This is a genomic window from Sorangium sp. So ce128 (assembly GCF_051525245.1).
In the GTDB taxonomy this organism is placed as follows: Bacteria; Myxococcota_A; Polyangia; order Polyangiales; family Polyangiaceae; genus Sorangium; species Sorangium cellulosum_B.
Map to the genome: position 1 here is coordinate 5,883,193 of NZ_CP150313.1, position 18,212 is coordinate 5,901,404.

10 protein-coding genes are annotated in these 18,212 nt (G+C 72.0%); 8 read left to right on the plus strand and 2 right to left on the minus strand.

What is annotated here, in order from left to right; genetic code table 11:
- Positions 1-16: 16 nt before the first annotated feature.
- The 5 genes from WME82_RS22330 to WME82_RS22350 all read left to right on the plus strand — a co-directional run bounded on the left by WME82_RS22330 (position 17) and on the right by WME82_RS22350 (position 13,056).
- Positions 17-8,767: an RHS repeat-associated core domain-containing protein gene (locus tag WME82_RS22330; RefSeq protein WP_438044440.1), complete on the plus strand. Its 8,751-nt coding sequence runs from the start codon at positions 17-19 to the stop codon at positions 8,765-8,767.
- A 318-nt stretch (positions 8,768-9,085) separates the two neighbouring features.
- Entirely contained in the window at positions 9,086-9,481 is a 396-nt protein-coding gene (locus WME82_RS22335) for a VOC family protein (protein ID WP_438044441.1), read from the plus strand.
- A 65-nt stretch (positions 9,482-9,546) separates the two neighbouring features.
- Positions 9,547-11,313 carry a serine/threonine-protein kinase gene (locus WME82_RS22340; protein ID WP_438044442.1) on the plus strand — a complete coding sequence of 589 codons (1,767 nt, stop codon included), beginning with the start codon at positions 9,547-9,549 and terminating at the stop codon, positions 11,311-11,313.
- A 4-nt stretch (positions 11,314-11,317) separates the two neighbouring features.
- The gene (locus tag WME82_RS22345; protein WP_438044443.1) at positions 11,318-12,196 is read left to right on the plus strand and encodes a hypothetical protein; all 879 of its coding nucleotides are present in this window, start codon (positions 11,318-11,320) and stop codon (positions 12,194-12,196) included.
- On the plus strand, positions 12,196-13,056 hold the full coding sequence (locus tag WME82_RS22350) for a formylglycine-generating enzyme family protein (protein ID WP_438044444.1): 861 nt from the start codon (positions 12,196-12,198) through the stop codon (positions 13,054-13,056). The genes WME82_RS22345 and WME82_RS22350 overlap by 1 nt, the downstream gene beginning before the upstream one ends.
- A gap of 128 nt (positions 13,057-13,184) precedes the next feature.
- Here WME82_RS22350 and WME82_RS22355 read toward each other — a convergent pair whose 3' ends face one another.
- Positions 13,185-13,700, minus strand: a complete 516-nt coding sequence (locus WME82_RS22355; RefSeq protein ID WP_438044445.1) for a hypothetical protein — start codon at positions 13,698-13,700, stop codon at positions 13,185-13,187.
- A 749-nt stretch (positions 13,701-14,449) separates the two neighbouring features.
- On the opposite strand from WME82_RS22355, the gene WME82_RS22360 reads away from it, so the two are divergent.
- From WME82_RS22360 to WME82_RS22370, 3 genes are all read left to right on the plus strand, one after another.
- On the plus strand, positions 14,450-14,719 hold the full coding sequence (locus tag WME82_RS22360) for a hypothetical protein (RefSeq protein WP_438044446.1): 270 nt from the start codon (positions 14,450-14,452) through the stop codon (positions 14,717-14,719).
- A gap of 170 nt (positions 14,720-14,889) precedes the next feature.
- Positions 14,890-15,993, plus strand: coding sequence for a leucine-rich repeat domain-containing protein (locus tag WME82_RS22365; RefSeq protein WP_438044447.1), 1,104 nt, complete (start codon positions 14,890-14,892; stop codon positions 15,991-15,993).
- A 466-nt stretch (positions 15,994-16,459) separates the two neighbouring features.
- On the plus strand, positions 16,460-16,648 hold the full coding sequence (locus WME82_RS22370; RefSeq protein ID WP_438044448.1) for a hypothetical protein: 189 nt from the start codon (positions 16,460-16,462) through the stop codon (positions 16,646-16,648).
- On the opposite strand, the gene WME82_RS22375 is transcribed toward WME82_RS22370, so the two are convergent.
- The gene (locus WME82_RS22375) at positions 16,638-18,101 is read right to left on the minus strand and encodes a sigma 54-interacting transcriptional regulator (RefSeq protein ID WP_438044449.1); all 1,464 of its coding nucleotides are present in this window, start codon (positions 18,099-18,101) and stop codon (positions 16,638-16,640) included. The genes WME82_RS22370 and WME82_RS22375 overlap by 11 nt on opposite strands.
- Positions 18,102-18,212: the final 111 nt, after the last annotated feature.

Consider the following 18,212-nt stretch of genomic DNA (forward strand, 5'->3'; position numbering starts at 1 on the left):
CCCGCGAGGAGTCGATATGAGCGTCGTCTCGGAGACCATCGATGCCGTCGTCAACCTGTTCACCGGCGGCGCCTCCCTCGAGCTGCCGCTCCTCGCGCGGCAGGGCCGAAACGGCCTCGACCTCGCGCTGACGCTCTTCTACAGCGGGCAGGTGCGCGGGGTGGCGAGCACCTGGAACGTCGACGCCCCCACCGACGTCGCGGGCCTCGGCTGGACCCTCCCGCTCGAGACGATCACCCGCGCCCACCAGTTCACCGCCTCGACCGACGACGACGTCCTGTATCTCCTCGCCGGCGGGCGGAGCACCCGGCTCGTGCGCACCGGCACCGACAATCAAGGGCGCCGGATCTACGCCGCCGAGAGCTACCAGTTCAGCGACATCCGCTACGACCCGTCGCGCGAGCTGTGGACCATCCTTCGCGACAATGGTGATACCTACCTCTACGGCGACCGCAGCGCCGACCGCGGCGGCTTGCAGTGGGGCGTGGCCTGGGACAACTGGATCGGCGCCACCACCCTCGCCGCGCGCCAGCGCCAGGTCGTCACCGCCTGGAACCTCGTCGAGGTCCGCAACCGCTGGGGCGAGGCGCTCGCCTACACCTATACCAACACCGAATCGACCGTGCAGGCCCACGGCGCCGCCGCGCCGCCGCTCCGCTACACCCGAGTCTCCCGGCTCGCCCGCGTCGTCGGTGTCACCGGCGAGCGGATCGAGCTCCGCTACGGCGACAAGGCGCCCGTCGAGTACCAGGAGCGCCACACCGACCCCGCGCCGCCGAACCCGTGGCAGGACCGCCTCGACACCTGGTACCTCGAGAGCGCCGCGCTCTACTCGAGCGACGGCCAGCTCCTCGAGACCGCCCGACTGAGCTACCTCGACGACGCCGGACAGCTCGCCCTCCTCGGCTCCGGCGCGCTCTCGAAGCGCCTCCTGACCGCCGTCTCCGTCGAGTACCCCGACGGCTCCTCCTTCCCCGCGACGCGAATGCGCTATTGGGGACAGGACCCGGCGGCCGACAAGGTGAGCGCGGGCAATATCTACAGCGCGGACACCCGCGCCCTCTACGGCTCGCTGCGCGCGATCACCCGCGCCGAGGGCGCCACCACCACCCTGCATTACGCCCGCCAGGACCTGAGCCTCTGCCCGCGGGATATCACCCTAGCGCCGCCCACCCGCGCGGGCGTCACCTTCTCGCGGCCGCGCTTCGCCTTCGCCGACAATCATGTGATCACCACGTGGTTCGGCAATGACAACACCCTGAACGTCGTGGCCCACGCCTGGGAGGGGCGCTGGCTACGGGCCGATCTGGGCGCTGTCGCCGTCGCCGACGCCGACGCCTACGACGCCGCGCCGATCGCCACCGCCGAGGCCTGGTTCGCCGTCCAGGTCGGCCAGCAGGTCCATCTGTTTCACCGCAGCCCCGACCAGATCGGGGCATGGGTGCAGCCCAGCGTCGACAATGGCGGCAGCACCCAGACCTGGTTCACCACCGCGCTCGTCGGCGGCGAGGTCTCCGCGCTCGCCGTGGGGGACCGCTTCTTCGCCGTCGTCGGGCAGACCAGCGGCAAGCTGTACCGCTACCGCTGGACCGGCGCCGCGTGGGTCGCCGACCCGGAGGTCACGCTGACCGCCGAGGCGAACCCGGCGCTGTTCACCGCCTGCGCCAGCCAGAGCGTGCTCGTCATCGCCGGCAAGGCCGTGACGTCCAGCCTCGGCGTGATGCGCGTCTGGCTCTACGCCCTGCGCGAGGAGGGCGCCTGGACGAGCGCCACCTTCTGGCCCGCGCTGTCGAGCCCGAACACCCGCGGCTTCACCCTGCAGGCCGGCACCGGCTACGCCGTTTTGCAAGCGACGAGCCCCGTCGGCTCGGCCCTCGTGCAGTCGTCCGCCTACGCCCTGGTCTGGGACGCCGCCGCCACCGCCCTCCAGACGTCGCTCCTCGGGTCGAGCGTCGTCAGCTCCGCCGCCGCGGCCGCCCCCGTGCTGGCCGGCAGCTCCGTGACCGTCGGGCAAAACGCCCATCGCTTCGACGGCGAGCGGTGGATCTCGACCCCGCTCTCGACCCGGGGCGGCGGCGCGGGCAAGGCCCTCGTCGCCCTCTCGCGCTCAGCCGACCTCGCGCTGCGCGTCACCGGCTCCGGCTCCGATTATGCCTACGATCTCTTCCGCTACGATCCGAACACGCGCGACTGGCTCATCCCCACCGGCATGAGCGCGACGGGCTCGAGCGCCGACGTCGCCCTGGTCGCGCCGCGCGAGGGCGACAACCCCAGCGACTTCGTCGTCTTCGCCAACACGGTCCGCTACGCGCAGCCCGACGGCACCTACACGGCAGGCTTTCCACTGCCCTCCCCGCCCAGCGGCGCCGACCTCGAGACGTTGCAGCTCTTGGGCTCCCACTACCTCATCTACCAGAGCGGCGGCGACACCCTCGTCTACCTCCTCGCCAACGGCGCCGTGGTCAACGGCGCCGCCGTCATCCGCCTCACCGGCCAGAAGATCAAGGTCGCCGGGCGCGGCGCCGACGCGCTCGTCGGCCGCCACGCCTTCGTCACCTACGCCGGCACCTTCGACGGCGCCGGCTTCTCGCTGACCCTGCACCGCGTCGTCGACGGGGCCGTGCAGGGCGCCCAGACGAGCTACCCCGTCGCCGACGTGCAGGTCGACGACGGCGATCAGACCGTGCTCACCGGCATCGTCTGGGACGCCGCCACCGCCACCCTCGATGTCCGCGGGCTGAACGCCCGCTACAACAAGGTCACCACCCTCGCGGGGACCACCAACCCTGGCGCCGCCACCTACGGTCGCGTGGAGCGCTACAGCTTCAATGGCCTCGGCGCGAGCGAGCCGCCCGCGCTCCCTTACCCGACCGGCGCGAGCACCAACGCCGCCGACTACGGCGCCTGGACGATCGGCACCCTCTACGCCACGCGCACCCTCGACAGCGGCGGCAAACGGATCGCCGGGACCACCCTCGACTGGTGGGTGACCACCGTGACGCTCGGAGTCAACGCCCGCGGCGCGTACCTGCGGCAGACCCGAGAATTGGACGACCTCGACGGCGTCGAGACCCAGCGCGCCCTCACCTACTCGAACCTCACCGGCCTGGTCACGCGGATCGACACGCGCAACTACGACGCCGACGGCGCGGAGCAGCGCGTGTCGCAGGTCTTCCGCTACTGGTGGGAGGAGTATGATCAAACCCGGGAGAGCCATCTCCTCACCCCGGTCATTCAGACCACGCTGAGCACCACGGCCGTGGCGACGGGCGAGACCACGGTGACCGGCATCACCGCCACGCCGTGGCGCTCCGACTGGGGGCACGGCGCCGGGCAGTGGGCGCCGTGCGCCACCTACCGCGCGCTCTCGCCGTCGGCGGTGTTCTCGGCGTGGAGCGGCGGGACGCCGCCCGCGGATCAATGGCGAGCGACCTCTCGCGTCACGGACCGGGGCCCCGCGAGCCAGGTGATCGGCACCCTCGACGTCTCCGGGGTCGCCAGCTCGACCCTGCTCTCGGCCGACGGCGAGCTGGCCGTCGCGCGCTTCACCAACGCCGACCTGTCCGTCCAGGAGGGCAGCTATCAGGGCTTCGAGACCTACGAGTCCGACGGCGGCTGGGCCTGGAGCGACCCGAGCACCCCGCTCTCGGCGCACGTCGTGACCCGAGACAACCACACCGGCACGCGCTGCCTCGAGCTGCCGCCCACCCCTGGCCGCGAGGTCGGCCCCGTCAACAGCTTCGAGCCCGGGGACCAGCAGCGCGCCTACGTGTTCGCGTCGTGGGTCAAGTCGGAGCCGGGCTACGACCCGGCTCAGGGCGCCGCGGTCTGGCGATTGGAGGTCGTGCGGACCGACGACGGCAGCCGCGTCGGCGGCCCCTATACATTGACCATCCCCGCCACCGCGAACCAATGGCGACAGTTGCAGCAGATCCTCGACCTGGCGACCCTGCGCTCGGGCGTCCCCACGGGCGTGAAGCTGCGCATCGACGTCAAGGCGTTCAATCAAAACACCACGACCGCCTGCCTCGTCGACGACGTGCGCCTCAGTCCGGTCGACGCCCGCTTCGCCGCGAGCGTCTACGACGCGCGCACCCGCCGGCTCACCGCGACCCTGGGCAACAACGGCGAGACCACCCGGTTCGTCCACGACTCCTGCCAGCGGCAGATCGCCGAGGTCGGCCCGGAGGAGGCCGTGCGCTGGCTGATCGCCCCGGCCTTCTCGCGCGATCTGACCGCCGAGGACCGCTACCTCGCCGAATTCCCCAACACCACGCTGAGCCTGCGCACCACCAGCTACAGCCGGTATTACGACTTCCACGACGGCGACGTCTCGGACTGGACCTTCCAGGGCGGCACCTGGGCCATCACCGCTGGCGAGCTCACCTATGCACCGGGCGGGTCGAGCGACTTCCCGCTCGGCGGCACCGCGACGCTGCGCAACGTCGCCTTCACCAACTTCGCCGTGCGCATCACCGTGTCGACCGCCGCGACCGGCACCGCCGGCGTCGGCAACGGCGAGATCTACGTCTATTGGGACGGCCCGGCCGCGCAATGGCGGCTGGCCCGCAAGGACGCCCAGGGGACGCTGGTGACGCAGCTCTCCTCCGCCGCGCACGGCCTCGGCGCCACCTGGGTGTTCGCGATCGTCGAGGGCGTGGTCAGCTTCTACGCTGACGGCGTGCAGGTCTTCACGTGGACGTACACCCCGGCGACCGGCCTGACCGGCGTGGGGCAGCCGGTGTTCACATTGGCCCAGAGCGGCAGCTTCGACGACCTGTTCGTGCTCGACAACCCTGAGCTGAGCGTCACCCTCCAGGACGGCCTGGGCCGGCCCGCGCAGGGCCTGGCGTTCCGCGGGCGCCAGACGATCACCAGCGGCAACTACCCCAGCGACGGCCAGGGCGCCTTCGTCGATCCGCTCGGCCGCCCCGAGTACCTGCGACGCCCCCGCGTCGCGTCGCTTCAGGTCGCCAGCCCGCCGTCAAGCACGGCCGCGCTGCTCGACGGCCGACAATCCACCTATCTGGTGAGCCCGGACGGGCAGCGGCTCACCCGGCAACAATACCTCGACGGCAGCGTGAGCCAGGTGCTCGACTACACCACGCTGCAATACGAGCCGGCGCCCACCTCACGCGTCACCGCCCAGGTCGCGCCGCGGCCGGTCGGCTCGGACGCCGCCGAGTACACCACGTCCTACGGCTACCACGCCAACAGCGCCTCGGGCCCCGGCAGCGTGATGAACGACCTCCTGCCCTCGGGCTCGCAAGATCGCTATCACGTCACCCAATCCACCGACCCGAACGGCGTGACCACCTATATCATGACCAACCAGCTCGGCCGCACGGTCGCGCGGCGGGTGGCGCTCGAATCGGGGTACCAGACCGTCTTCCAGAAGTACGACCCAGCCGGGCGCCCAACGGTGACGCGCACGCCGAACTACTACGCGCCCCCCGACGGCTCCTCGGCCGAGAGCTGGGTGATCAGCCGCGCTTACGACTTCCTCGGCCTAGTGATCCAGGAGACCACGCCCAGCGCCGGCACCACGCGGCTCGCCCACGACAGCGCCGAGCGGCCGCGCTTCATCCTCGACGCCGACGGCGCGGCCCGGAACCCGCCGCGGATCCAGTACAACAAGTACGATCGCCTGGGGCGCCTGATCGAGACCGGGGTGCTGCAGGACGCCGCCTACGCCTGGGGCTCGACCGCGCTGCTCGCCAAGCTCGACGACGCGAGCTTCCCCGCCGTCTCCGGAGCGAACCCGCCGCAGCAAGGCGCGTGGAGCGAGCGCTACCACTACGACGTGGACGCATCCCGGCCCGCCGAGGCCGAGTTGCTCGGGCGCCTCGCCCGCGTCGAGATCAACAATGGCGCGTCGCCCGACGTCGAGACCTTCTCGTACGACGCGTCGGGGCAGGTCACGACCCACACCGCGGCGGTGCCCGGCTTCGACGCCAACACCTACGTCACCGACTACCGCTACGACAACCTCGGTCGCGTCGTCGGCGTCACCTACCCGCGCCCGAGCGGCCAGAACTCGCTGCAGGTCGGGTACTACTACAATCGCCTCGGCCAGCTCGCCGCCGTCGGCGACCTGCTCAGCGGGACCGAGGTCATCGACCCGCAGCACCCCGCCGACGCCGGCGAGAAGTACTACGCCGCCTTCACCTACTCGGCTTTGGGTCAAGTCACGACGGAGGGCCTGAACAACGGCCGCGGCAACCCGCCCGGCACCACCAACCCGATGGCCTTCACCCGCTCGTACACCTACACCGAGCAAGGCTGGCTCTCCGCGATCGACGATCCATATCTCACGCAAGAGCTGCTCTACCGCGGCGCCGGGGTCACGACGCCGCGCCACAACGGCCAGGCCGCGGCGCTGCGCTTCACCTACAAGCCGGAGAAGTGGACCGCGGCTCCCCCCAATGAGGGCACCCAGTACGCCTATGATCGTCTCGGGCGCGTCACGAGCGCGACGAGCGATCTCGACAATGCACATACCCTGGCCCTGACCTACGACGCCAATGGGAACATCTCGACGCGGCGCCGCGGCTTCTCGCTCCGCAGCCTGTCCTACCGCGCCGGCCCGACCACCCCGCCGGTGAGCGACCGGTTGTACTCCGTCACCGCGAGCACCTCCGCGTCGCTGGACCTCACCTCGCTGACCGCGTCGCCCCCGTGTAACAGCGGGTTCTGCTGGGGTGCGAGCAACGACGGCCCCTCGGGCTCGCGCGTGGCCGACGACGGCGTGAAGGGCAAGGTGCTCGAGCTCGTCGGCGGCAGCCTGGGCCACCAGGAGCAGCTCACCGCCGCCTCCTATCTCGATCCCGCCGGCACGTACACCCTGCGCTATAGCGTGAAGACGGCCCCCGAATTCAGCGGCGGCCTCGGCACCGCCGGATGGGTCCTGCGCGTCTTCGACACGACCGGCGAGATCGTCACGAAGCTGCTCGAGCCGCTGACCGACACCGCCGGCGCCTGGGTGGCTCGCACCCTGTCGCTGGACCTGCCGGCCGTATTGAATTCCCTCGGCCTGGGCCGCACACCGACCCGCGTGGCGCTGCAATGCGTCAACCCGCTCCGGTCCGCCAGCGGCGGCGCGGGGCCCTCGGTGTATCTGCACGCCGTGTCCCTTGTGAACGCCGCCGCCGTCCCGGTCACCGCGCTCACCTACGACAGCGACGGCGCCGTCACCAGCGCGAGCGCACGTGGCATTACGGCCCTCACCTATGCGCCGGTGTCCCGCCAGCCCGCGACCATGACGCTCGCCGACGCCACCGAGATCCGCTACGCCTACGACGGCCAGCGACGTCGGCGCCTCGATACCATCCTGCGCGACGGCCAGGAGTTCTCCGCCACGCTCACCCTGCGCGGCGTCGACGCCCGCCCGCTCGTCCGCCTGACGCGCGAGAACGGAGAGACCGCGACGACCCGCTATGTCCACGGGGCCACCGGCCTCATCGCCTTCGTCGACGCGAGCGGCGAGCGTTACGCGCTCAAGGACAACCTCGGCAGCGTGCGCGCGCTCGTCGACGGCGAGACCGGGCGCGTCGTCAGCAGCCTCGATTACATCCCCTACGGCGCCACCGTGGGCCAGCAGGGCGACCCGGGCCGGACGCGCTACGCCAGCCTCGCCCTCGACGCCCACAGCGGCCTGTACGACGCGGACACCCGGCTCTACGACCCCGACCTGGGGCGCTACTACAGCGTCGACCCCACCGGCGCCGCCGGGCCCTACACCTACTTCGGCGACGATCCCGTCAATCGCAGCGGAGCCGCGGGCCCGTGGGTCGCCCGGGCGTCCGCGAGCCCGCCGTCGCCGCAGAGCGCGGCCCGGGGCTCGCACCAGGGCCGGCTCCTGCCGCCGGCGGCCGCACCGGACCGCGGCGTCCCGACCGGTCGCGCCCCCGGGCTCACCCCCGACGTGATCAACGCCCTCTCCGCGCGCCGACAGGAGCTGCGGATCTCTGCGGCCGAGATCAAGCGCGGCTCCTACTTGGACGACATTCTTCGAAGCCGCGAGTACAACTACGACAATTACAAGGATCGCACCTTCACCGGGGTTACGGCCGACGGGCGACCGCTCGGCAAGGACGGACGGCCGCTCGCGCAGGGTTGGTATATGTATACCCTCGATACCAACCACGAGTTCCGGTACCTCAAGGGGATCTGGTCCGCCGAGGAGCACCAGGGCCGGGAGGGCTCGGGCAAGTACGGCTTCCGCCAGATCCGCAACCATTCCCAGCTCTCCGGGGGCGTGCCGATCTACGCCAGCGGGTGGTTCGAGATCGATCAGGACGGTCAGGTCGTCTCCATCGATTCGGCGTCCGGTCACTACAAGCCCCAGGGGATCAGCGCCCTCTACGCATTGGAGGTCCTGCGCGACGTCTACGGCCTGCGGATCTCGGCGACCCCACGCGAGGGCTACGCCGAGGTCGACGTCTACTCCTGGCGACCCGAGGACGACCAGACGCTCAAGCCCATCAACATCTACAAGGTCAGCGGCCAGCCGGAATGGCGCGAGGTGCTGTGGGACGAGCTCTGGAACCTCCCCGGCAAGGCGGGCGAGCTCACCAAGATCGCCGTACAGGCCGCGATCTATCGCCGCTATGCCGGCAGGAACAACCCCGTCGTCAATTTCTCCGGCACCCTGCTCTCCTGGCTGTTCCCCGTCCCGCTCGTCGGATCCCAGCTCAAGAAGACCATCAACGAAGGCGAGGTCTACCTGACCATGGCCAACGACCCGACCGAATACAACCCGTACTGAGTGCGACCGAGACGCTGCCGGTGATTCGAACGATCGCCGTCAGCCCCCGAGGTCGCGCGCGATCACCGTGCGAAGCACCTCGGCCGCGTCCGTCTCGACAACGTCGCCGTGCGACGGGATCAGCCGCCGCAGCGCCAAGGACCTTGTTGTCCATTTGCGGCGCGACACGGGTGTTCGCGAAGCGGAGCGAACGTTCGATCCTCTCTCGCTCTCTCACGCGGCCCAGCAGGCCGCCGAGCTCGCGGGCTACCGCTGCTCCGCCCGGCGCTCGTGCCTTGCCTTCCGGCCCGGCGCAGCGCACCTTCGCGCCCAGCGACCATGCCCAGCGACGACCCCTACGTGATGCCCGCCTACGTCAAGCTCCTCGTCGCCGACGCGGAGCGCTCCGCATCGTTCTACGAGCTCCTCGGCTTCACCCGCGTCCACCAGGATCCGGTGTTCATCCACCTGCGCTGGGCACGTTATGCCGATCTCTTCCTCGTCGCGACCCCGCCGGGGGTCGCGCTCGCCGGGCAGCGCGGCCTCGGCGTCATCGTCTGCTTCAGCGCCGCCGGCGACCGCGGCATCGAGACCATCGCCGCGCGCGCCGCGGCGGCCGGCGCCGCCGCCGACGGGCCGCGCGACCAGCCGTGGCACACGCGGGAGGTCGTCGTCACCGACCCCGACGGCTACCGCCTCTGCTTCGTCGAGCCGAGCACGCCCCTCCAGAGCTGAGGCCCACTGCCCGGGCCGGCGCCTCCCGGGCGGCGCCGCGCGCGCTCGTGTATCATCCCACCGGCATGTCGCCGGAGCCGTCGCAGCCCAGGCCCATCGGGCGGTATCTGCTGTACGGCCCGATCGCATCCGGCGGGATGGCGTCCGTGCACCTCGGCCGGCTCGTCGGCGACGCGGGCTTCTCGCGCACCGTGGCCATCAAGCGGCTGCACCCCGCGCTCGCCGAGGCGCCCGAGATCGCCGAGAGCCTGCGCGACGAGGCCCGCATCGTCGCGCGCATCCAGCACCCCAACGTCGTCGCCATGGTCGACCTCCTCCTCGCCGAGGACGAGGCGTTCCTGGTCATGGAGTACGTGCGGGGCGAGTCGCTCGCGCGGCTGCTCCGGGCGGCGCGCGCGCGCCGCGCGCCGGCGCCGGTCCCCATCGTCGCGAGCATCGCGTGCGGCGCGCTCCACGGCCTGCACGCGGCCCACGAGGCGCGCAGCGAGTCGGGCGAGCCGCTGGGCATCGTGCACCGCGACGTCTCGCCCGAGAACCTGCTCGTCGGCGTCGACGGGACGGCGCGGCTGCTCGACTTCGGCATCGCCAAGGCGCGCGGGCGGCTCAGCACCACCCGCGGCGGGCAGATCAAGGGCAAGCTCGCGTACATGGCGCCCGAGCAGCTCCTCTGCGCCGACGTGACCCGGCAGACCGACGTGTTCGCGGCGGGCGCGGTCCTCTGGGAGGCGCTCGCAGGCCGCCGGCTCTTCGACGGCGGCGACGAGGGCGCCCTCATCCGGGCCGTGCTCGAGGAGCCGATCCTGCCCCCGAGCTCGCTCGCGGCGCACGTGCCGTCCGCGCTCGACGCCGTCGTCCTCCGGGCCCTCGAGCGGAACGCGGCGGGCCGCTACCCGACCGCCCGCGAGCTCGCGGTCGCCATCGAGGATGCCGTCCCGCTCGCGTCGCCGCGCGCGGTGGGCGAGTGGGTGGAGGAGCTCGCCGGCGACGCGCTGGCGCGGCGGGCGGCGCGCGTCGCCGCCATCGAGAGCGCGTCGGCGGCGATCTCGAGCGGCCCGGCGACGGCCAGCTCGGGCGCGGCCGCGCGGGGCGGGCCGAGCGCGCCCGGCGATCGGGGAGAAGACGAAGGCGAGCCCACGCCGCCGAGCGGCCCGGCGCGGGGGCTGGCAGAGACCGCGCCCGCGATCCCGTCGAGGGCCCTGGATCAGGGGACGCTGGCGGCTGAGGCCCCGCCCGGATCGGTGACGTCCAGCGGGATCTCGCTGGGACTGCCTGCGACAGACGGCGCGCGGCGCGATGATCCGCCCCCCACGTCGAGGAAGCGCGCGCGCCCGCTGCTCGCGCTGCTCGGCGCGCTGCTCGTCGGCGGCGCGGCCGCGCTCGCGGCGCAGGCGTGGCGCCGCGCCCCTCCCAGCCCGGAGGACGGCGGGCGCGCGGTCCACGCGCCCGCGGGGCAGCCGGCCAGCGCCTCGGCGGCGAGCGCCATCCTGGCGAGCCCATCGAGCGCCGCCGCGGCTGACCCGGCGAGCGCCATCGCGGCGAGCCCGACGAGCACTGCCGCGGCTGACCCGGCGAGCGCCATCGCGGCGAGCCCGACGAGCGCCGCCGCGGCTGCACCGACGAGCGCCGCCGCGGTTGACCCGGCGAGCACCGCCTCGGCTGACCCGGCGAGCGCCGTCGCGCCAGCGCCTGCACAGCGCCCAGCGCGCCCTGCAGCCGGCGCGCGCTCGCCGGCTCCCGCGGCACGCACGCCCCGCGCCGACGCCCAGCGCTGCTCCCCGCCCTATACCGTCGACAAGGCCGGCATACGCCGGCTCAAGCCTGAGTGCCTGTGAACCGATGAACCCCGCGTGTCCCGCCCGCGCCCGGCTCGCGCTCTCCCTCGCCGCCGCGGCGGCGCTCTCGCTCATCGGCGCGCGCGCCGACGCCGCGCCCGACAAGCAGGCGTGCGCCGACGCCTACGAGCGCGCGCAGGGCCTCCGCCGCGACGGCCGGCTGATCGAGGCGCGCGCCGCGCTGGTCGTCTGCTCGCAGCCGACGTGCCCGGCGGCCGCCGTGGCCGACTGCGGGCCGTGGCTCGCCGAGGTCGAGCAGAGCCTGCCCTCCGTGGTCGTCGCCGCGAGGGACGCGCACGGGCGAGAGCGCCTCGACGTGCGCGTGCTCGTGGACGGGCGCCCCCTCGCGGCGGCGCTCGACGGCAAGGCGCTGCCGGTCGACCCGGGTCCGCACACCTTCCGCTTCGAGCCCGCGACGGGCCCCGCCGTCGAGGAGCGCGTGCTGATCCGCGAGGGCGAGAAGAACCGCCTGCTCACCGTGACCCTCGGCGCACCTTCGGCCGGCGCGCCAGCCTCGCCTCACCCGCTCGCCCCGCGCGCCGCGCCGCCCGCGGAGCCCTCGGTCCCGGGGCTCGTGTGGGCCTCCGGCGCCGTCGGCGTCGCTGGGCTCGCGGTGTTCGCCGTCGCCGGCGCCCTCTCGCTGAGCGCCGAGGCCGACCTGCGCGCCACGTGCGCCCCGCGCTGCGCGGAGGGCGAGGTGCGCGCCATCCGGGTCCAGCACGCCATCGCCGACGTCGGCCTCGGCGTGGGCGTCGTCGCGCTGGGCGCCGCGGGGTGGCTCTACATGACCCGGCCGGCCGCGGCGCAGCCCCCGAAGGCCGGCGCGACGGCGCTCTGGCCGTTCATCGCCGGCAACGCCGCGGGCGTCGCGGGGGCCTTCTGATGCGCGCGTCGGCCCGCGCCCGCGGCGGCGCCGCCGCCCTGGCGGCGGCCCTCCTCTCGGCGTGCTCGCTCGTGCGCCCGCTGCACGGCCTCACCTGCGAGCCCGGGGCCGGCAACGCCTCGTGCCTGTACGGCCAGCCCTGCGACGCCAGCGCCGACTGCACGACGGCCGCGTGCACCGAGGGCGTCTGCCAGTGCCCCGCCGGCATGGTGACGATCGAGAGCTCGTTCTGCATCGATCGGACCGAGATCTCGAACGCCGCCTACCGCGCCTTCCTCGCCACGCAGCCGGACGTCGCGGCGCAGGAGCCGTTCTGCTCGTTCAACAGCACCTTCGATTTCGACGACACCGGGCCCGACGCGCCCCCCGTGTGCACGATGCGCCGCAAGGAGGACGAGCACCCCGCCACCTGCGTCGACTGGTGCGACGCGCGCGCCTTCTGCAAGAGCCAGGGCAAGCGCCTCTGCGGCGAGCGCCACGGCGGCCCGCTGCCGTTCCGCGGTGACATGGCGCAGGGCGAGTGGTTCGACGCGTGCAGCAAGCACGGCGCGCTCGCTCACTCCACCGGCGAGTTCGACGCTCTCCAGTGCAACGGCGACAGCACCGAGACGGCGCCGGTCGGCGACGACACCAGCCTGGCGTGCGAGGGCGGCTATCTCGGCCTGCAGCACATGAGCGGAAACGTCCGCGAGTGGGAAGACGCGTGCTCCGACGACGTCGGCTCGGGCGACCTCTGCAGGACCCGGGGCGGGGCGTTCGACAGCGAGGGAACGCTCGAAGAGCTCCGGTGCGACGCGCGCGACGAGCGCGAGCGCGCCGACACCGATCATACGATCGGGTTCCGCTGCTGCAGCGGGTAGCGCCGCGACGACGCCGGCGGCCGCGGGCTCTCCCGAGATCGCTCGCGCGCGGTGGTTGCATACCGAAGCGCCCCGGAAGGCCTCCGACAAAGCGCTGTTGGCAGGCAGCAGGCTTCGGGCGCCGCCGCTCACTTCACGCAGGTGCGTTTGTCCTGGTAATCACAGCTCGGCACGCCGGCATTCACCACCGTCTCGGTGAAGCCAGGGTAGCAGATCGGGTCGCACGTCGCGTAAGCCCCACTCGGGTACGGCACCGCGCCACACGAGATCCGATCGTAGATCCCGGCGCAGTAGCTCGGCCCGCTCTGCGAGCTGCTCACGTACCAGCCGGGCGGACAGGCGACGGAGGCGCCGCAATGCGCGAAGGACGCCCGCGTGGCCCAGGGGATGAGCTCGCAGCGGTAGGCCTCACCATTCGCGCAGCCGAGCGCGCTGCCCTGGCTCAGCGACACGGAGTGCGTGTATTCACCGCTGACGCACGCCGCGCACTGCCACCCGGTCAGCGCTTGCGCCCCCGTCGCGCTCGGCTCGGCCAGCGCTGCGTCCTCCCCGTCGGCCGCGCCGAGACAGCCGGCGGCTCCCGTCAGGGCCATGACCAGCCCGAGCCCAGACACCCCCATCGTCCACCGCGAGAAGCTCTCCATGCTCGTCCTCCGATGCGATCCCCCGCCACCAACGACGTGATCCATGGAGAGGACACCGCAAGAGCGTAAGGGACGCAAGGGAAAGCGATATCCACCTGCTGGAGGCGAGCTGGAGAGCTTACGAGATTTCGCTGCGATGATCCCTCGGCGACATCTTCCCTGACGTAGAGGGAGAACCCCGGAGGCGACCAAGGAACTTCCCCTGCCAGGAAGACTCCCATTGGCCACTCGCGGGCGAGGCACCAAAGCGGCACGAAGTCTGCTCCGACGGGGACGATGCCCCGCTCCTCGCCTCTTCGAAGTCTCCGGAAAAGCTCTGGGATCGCGCTGGCCCTCGGCCTCGGCCGAGGAGAGTGTCGACTTCGCGACCGGCAGCCCGAACGGTCTGACGCACGTCGCCGTCAATACGAAAGGCGGCGTTTGGGTCAGCGGGGCGTGGGAAACGGCCTTCGATTTTTCAGGAAAGAGCTACCTCCGCCGACCGATGGCGGACAGTTCGTCCTTCGGAAGAAGGGATTCTAGACGAACGCGCGCGTCGCGTCTCTCCTCGCGCAGGCGGTCACCATGTCCACCACCTTCGCGCTGGTCCGCTTGCTCGTGCACCACCTCGGTCAGAAACAGGAGCGTCCTTGGGCCATGTTGCGCTGGACAGCATTGGGGCCTTGCGCCGCAGAGCCGATCCATGAGACTCTCGGTGGGGGGAGGTCACAAAAGGCGACGGGCTAGACAGACCTGATCCGGCGGCTCCGGTGTACCAATCGACTGATGGTTGGGCGGAAATCACGCTGGAGGACGATATGGGTTCAAGCGGCACAGGAGGCGAGTCGATGGCGGCACAGGAGCAATTCCCGGCCGCGACTTTCAAGGGCTTTCGTGACGTCACGCCTACCACCGAAGTCCCCGGCTCCACACCGAAGGGTGTTATCCAATGGACGGAAAGCGGCGGCGCGCAGATCGTCCAGACCTTGGACGGCCGGGTGCTTTCATGGGAACCCGTTTGTCGCTCTGGGCTCGAATAGCATCCTCCTCGTGCGCCTGCCGCTCTGAAACGGGCGGCTCTCCCCGAGCGTCATTCGCCCCCTCCGCCTCCTCTCCTCCGGCCGCGGGAGGGAGCGCGCGAATCGCTTTAAGAGAAGATTAAGAAGCGGCTCCGCGGCGGGAACGTAACCTGTTCGGCGGAGGTCACGTCATGCGCAACATCGCTTCTGCTCTGCTGATCCTCGCCCCTGCCATCACCCTCGCCGGATGCGGTGAGATCCGTGAGATCGAGCCCGCCATGGCTTCGAGCGGCGCCTCAGGCGCCGTGGATCCCCCTGGCACCATGCCCGGGGACGGCGTGGGCGGGTGGACGGACCCCGGGGAGGATCCGCGGGCGGGCGGCACCGGCGGCGGCAGCGCAGGCAGCGGTGACACCGGCGGCGGTGGCAGCGGCAGCGGTGCCGCCGGTGGCGGTGGCACAGGCGGCAGTGCCACCGCGGCGTGCTCCGGCCCCCTCGAGTTCATCGACCCGGCGCTCGAGGCGGTGGTGCGCAGTAAAGTGGCGAAGCCGGAGGGCCCGCTCCTTCCGACCGACGTTGCGTCGCTCGACGACCTCTACGCCGCCGATCGCGAGATCCATTCCCTCTCCGGCATCGAGTGCATCCGCTCTCTCACGCAGCTCAACGTCAGCAGCAATCGTCTGGCAGATCTCTCGCCGCTGCGCTCGCTCACGGAGCTGCGCTCCCTGACCGCAGCGCGCAACCCGATCACGAATGTCGCGCCGCTGCGCTCGCTCATCCGGCTGGAGAACCTGGACTTGAGCGACAGCTCCATCTCGGACGTCACGGCCCTCGGCTCGCTGACGAACCTGTCGACCCTGTCACTCCACGACACCCCGGTCAGCGACATCGAACCGCTCCGCTCGCTGATCCGGCTCAATACGCTCACGCTCGACCGTTGCCCCATCGCAACGCTCGCGCCGCTGTCAGGCCTCCGGGCGCTGGTCGAGCTCACGGTGTACGACGCCGAGATCAGCGACGCCTCGCCCCTGTCGACGCTGACCGAGCTGAGGCTGCTGTTCCTCGGGCGCAACCGCATCTCCGACCTCTCTCCGCTCGCGAGCCTTCCTTCCCTGTCCATCTTTGACATCTCGGAGAACTTGGTGTCCGATCTGACACCCCTCGTGGCCAACCCGGATTTCGGCCAAAGCGGCATGGTGGGCCTGGTCAAAAACCCGATCGACTGCGCAGCTCAGGCGAGCAACCTCGCAGCGCTCAGGGCGCGCAGAGCACGCGTCCTTTCGGACTGCCCGTGACGCCCCGCTCCCGGGGATGCACGAAGGCGCTCCGCGTCCCAGCCGACGGCGAGCGCTGCGGCGAACAGGACGTTCGAGTCAGGGCTGTAGCGGTAGGAGAGGACGAGCGTGGGCATGCGCTCGGATGTACCACGGTGCCCCGCAGGCTGTGGCGTGAAAGCGGCTCCCTAGATGCATGGATAAGTTGCTGATACAGCATCGCTTTTCCAGGAGGGATGCGGCTCGCGGAAGGTTCTCTATGTCAACCAGCGCGCGCAGCGTAGCCGTACGGTGGGACCGGTGATGCCGCGAGCCCTTCACCGCGGGCGACGCAGCGGCGGAGGGCGCCCCGTTGGGCCACACCGGAGCCGCCCTCGGCGGGGAGACAGGCGGAAACCATGAAAATCGCTGCCGTTTCCGGCGACGGCTCGTTATTGACCGGTGTTTCTGGCGGGATTTCCGACACGCGGAACCAGGCAGCCCGCGCATGAGCCGGACGATCCACGTCGCCATCATCCGGCGTGTCCGGAAGGAGCACGCCGAGGCGTTCGAGCGAGACCTGGCCGAGTTCGCGCGCCGGCTCGCGACCGGCGACTCCACCAGCATCCCCCCTCGCCGAAGCGCGCCGGCTCCCGGGCGCGGCGCCCATGCGCGCTCCCCGCGGCTCACCGCCTGATGTCGTACTTGTCCAGCTTGTAGAGCAGCGCGCGCCGCGAGATGCCGAGTCGCTTCGCCGCGCGCGTCTGGTTGTTCCCCTCGGCGGCGAGCGCGTCTTCGATGCTCCGCTTCTCCAGCTCGGCGAGGCGCGCCGGCATCGTCCCGCCGTCGGCGGACGGCGGCGGCGCGCCCGCGCTCGCGGGGGGCGCGGCGCCCTCGGCGCGCTCCACCACGGAGGCCGGAAGGTGCTCGACCTCGATGACGCCGCCCTCGGCCAGCACGACGGCGTGCTCCACCGCGTTGCGCAGCTCGCGCAGGTTGCCGGGCCACGCGTGCGCCTCGAGCGCCTGCATCGCCGCGGGCGCGAAGCGCGGCGCCCGCTCCCCCATGCGCCCGGCGACCTGCTGCGCGAAGCGGTGCGCGAGCAGCGCGATCTCGGCGCGCCGCTCGCGCAGCGGCGGGACGCGGAGGACGAACGTGCTGATGCGATAGTAGAGATCCTGCCGGAACCTCCCGGCCGCCACCTCGGCCTGGAGGTCCCTGTGCGTCGCGCACACGACGCGCACGTCGAGCTCGATCTCCTGCGTGCCGCCGATCCGGGCCACGCGCCGGCTCTCGAGCACGCGCAGCAGCTTGGCCTGCATGGCGAGGGGCAGCTCGCCGATCTCGTCGAGCAGCAGCGTCCCGCCCTGCGCCGCCTCGAAGTAGCCGATCTTGCGGCGATCCGCCCCGGTGAAGGCGGCCTTCTCGTGCCCGAAGAGCTCGCTCTCGAGCAGCGCCTCGGGCAGCGCCGCGCAGCTGAGCCTCACGAACGGGCCCCCGGCGCGCGGGCTGGCGCGGTGGAGCTGCTCGGAGACGACCTCTTTCCCCGAACCCGTCTCGCCGAGCACGAGCACCGTCGTCTGCGCGCGCGCGAGGCGCTGCACCACCTGGAAGACCTTCACCATGGCCTCGTCCGCGACGACGAACCCGGCGCCGGCGCCCGAGGGCGGGCCCTCCAGCGCCTCCGGCGCGGCCCCCGGCGGCGCCGCCTCGACGGGCGCCGGCGCCGCGATCGCGACGACGATCTCGGCCGGGCCGATGCGGATCACGTCGCCGCCGGCGAGGGCCCGCTCCACCCCGCGCACGACGGCGCCGTTCACCGACGTGCCATTGCGGCTCCCGAGGTCGACGAGCGCGACGGTCTGGCCCCGCCGCGCGACGCGCGCATGGTTGCGCGAGACGCGGGCGTCGTCGACGCAGACCGTGGACTCCGGCGCACGGCCGATCGCGACCACATCGCCGTCGGTGAGATCGATCACCCGCGCCGCGCCATCACCGGCGCGGACGATCAGGGAGGCCTGCCCCTGCGGCGTCCGCTCGCTGGGCGCGCTCTCCGCGGCGTCGAGCTCGGTCGCGACCTCGGCCGCGGTAGGCGACGGCTCCGCGCTCGGCGGAGAGGCTGCCTGTCGACGAGGGTCTCGCTCCGCCATGCCGTTCGAGGGTTGCGCAAGTGTACGACGCTTGCGCAACCCTCGGCAACGGCAGCGCGCGCCGCCGCGCGGAAGACGCGGTTCGCGCGCTGGTCCCCGCCTTGCAGTGCC

Excerpts from the sequence above, each read along its gene's own strand:
- WME82_RS22330 (WP_438044440.1), top strand. The coding sequence starts at position 17 with ATGAGCGTCGTCTCGGAGACCATCGATGCCGTCGTCAACCTGTTCACC.
- WME82_RS22335 (WP_438044441.1), top strand. The coding sequence starts at position 9,086 with ATGCCCAGCGACGACCCCTACGTGATGCCCGCCTACGTCAAGCTCCTC.
- WME82_RS22340 (WP_438044442.1), top strand. The coding sequence starts at position 9,547 with ATGTCGCCGGAGCCGTCGCAGCCCAGGCCCATCGGGCGGTATCTGCTG.
- WME82_RS22345 (WP_438044443.1), top strand. The coding sequence starts at position 11,318 with ATGAACCCCGCGTGTCCCGCCCGCGCCCGGCTCGCGCTCTCCCTCGCC.
- WME82_RS22350 (WP_438044444.1), top strand. The coding sequence starts at position 12,196 with ATGCGCGCGTCGGCCCGCGCCCGCGGCGGCGCCGCCGCCCTGGCGGCG.
- WME82_RS22355 (WP_438044445.1), bottom strand. The coding sequence starts at position 13,700 with ATGGAGAGCTTCTCGCGGTGGACGATGGGGGTGTCTGGGCTCGGGCTG.
- WME82_RS22365 (WP_438044447.1), top strand. The coding sequence starts at position 14,890 with ATGCGCAACATCGCTTCTGCTCTGCTGATCCTCGCCCCTGCCATCACC.
- WME82_RS22370 (WP_438044448.1), top strand. The coding sequence starts at position 16,460 with ATGAGCCGGACGATCCACGTCGCCATCATCCGGCGTGTCCGGAAGGAG.
- WME82_RS22375 (WP_438044449.1), bottom strand. The coding sequence starts at position 18,101 with ATGGCGGAGCGAGACCCTCGTCGACAGGCAGCCTCTCCGCCGAGCGCG.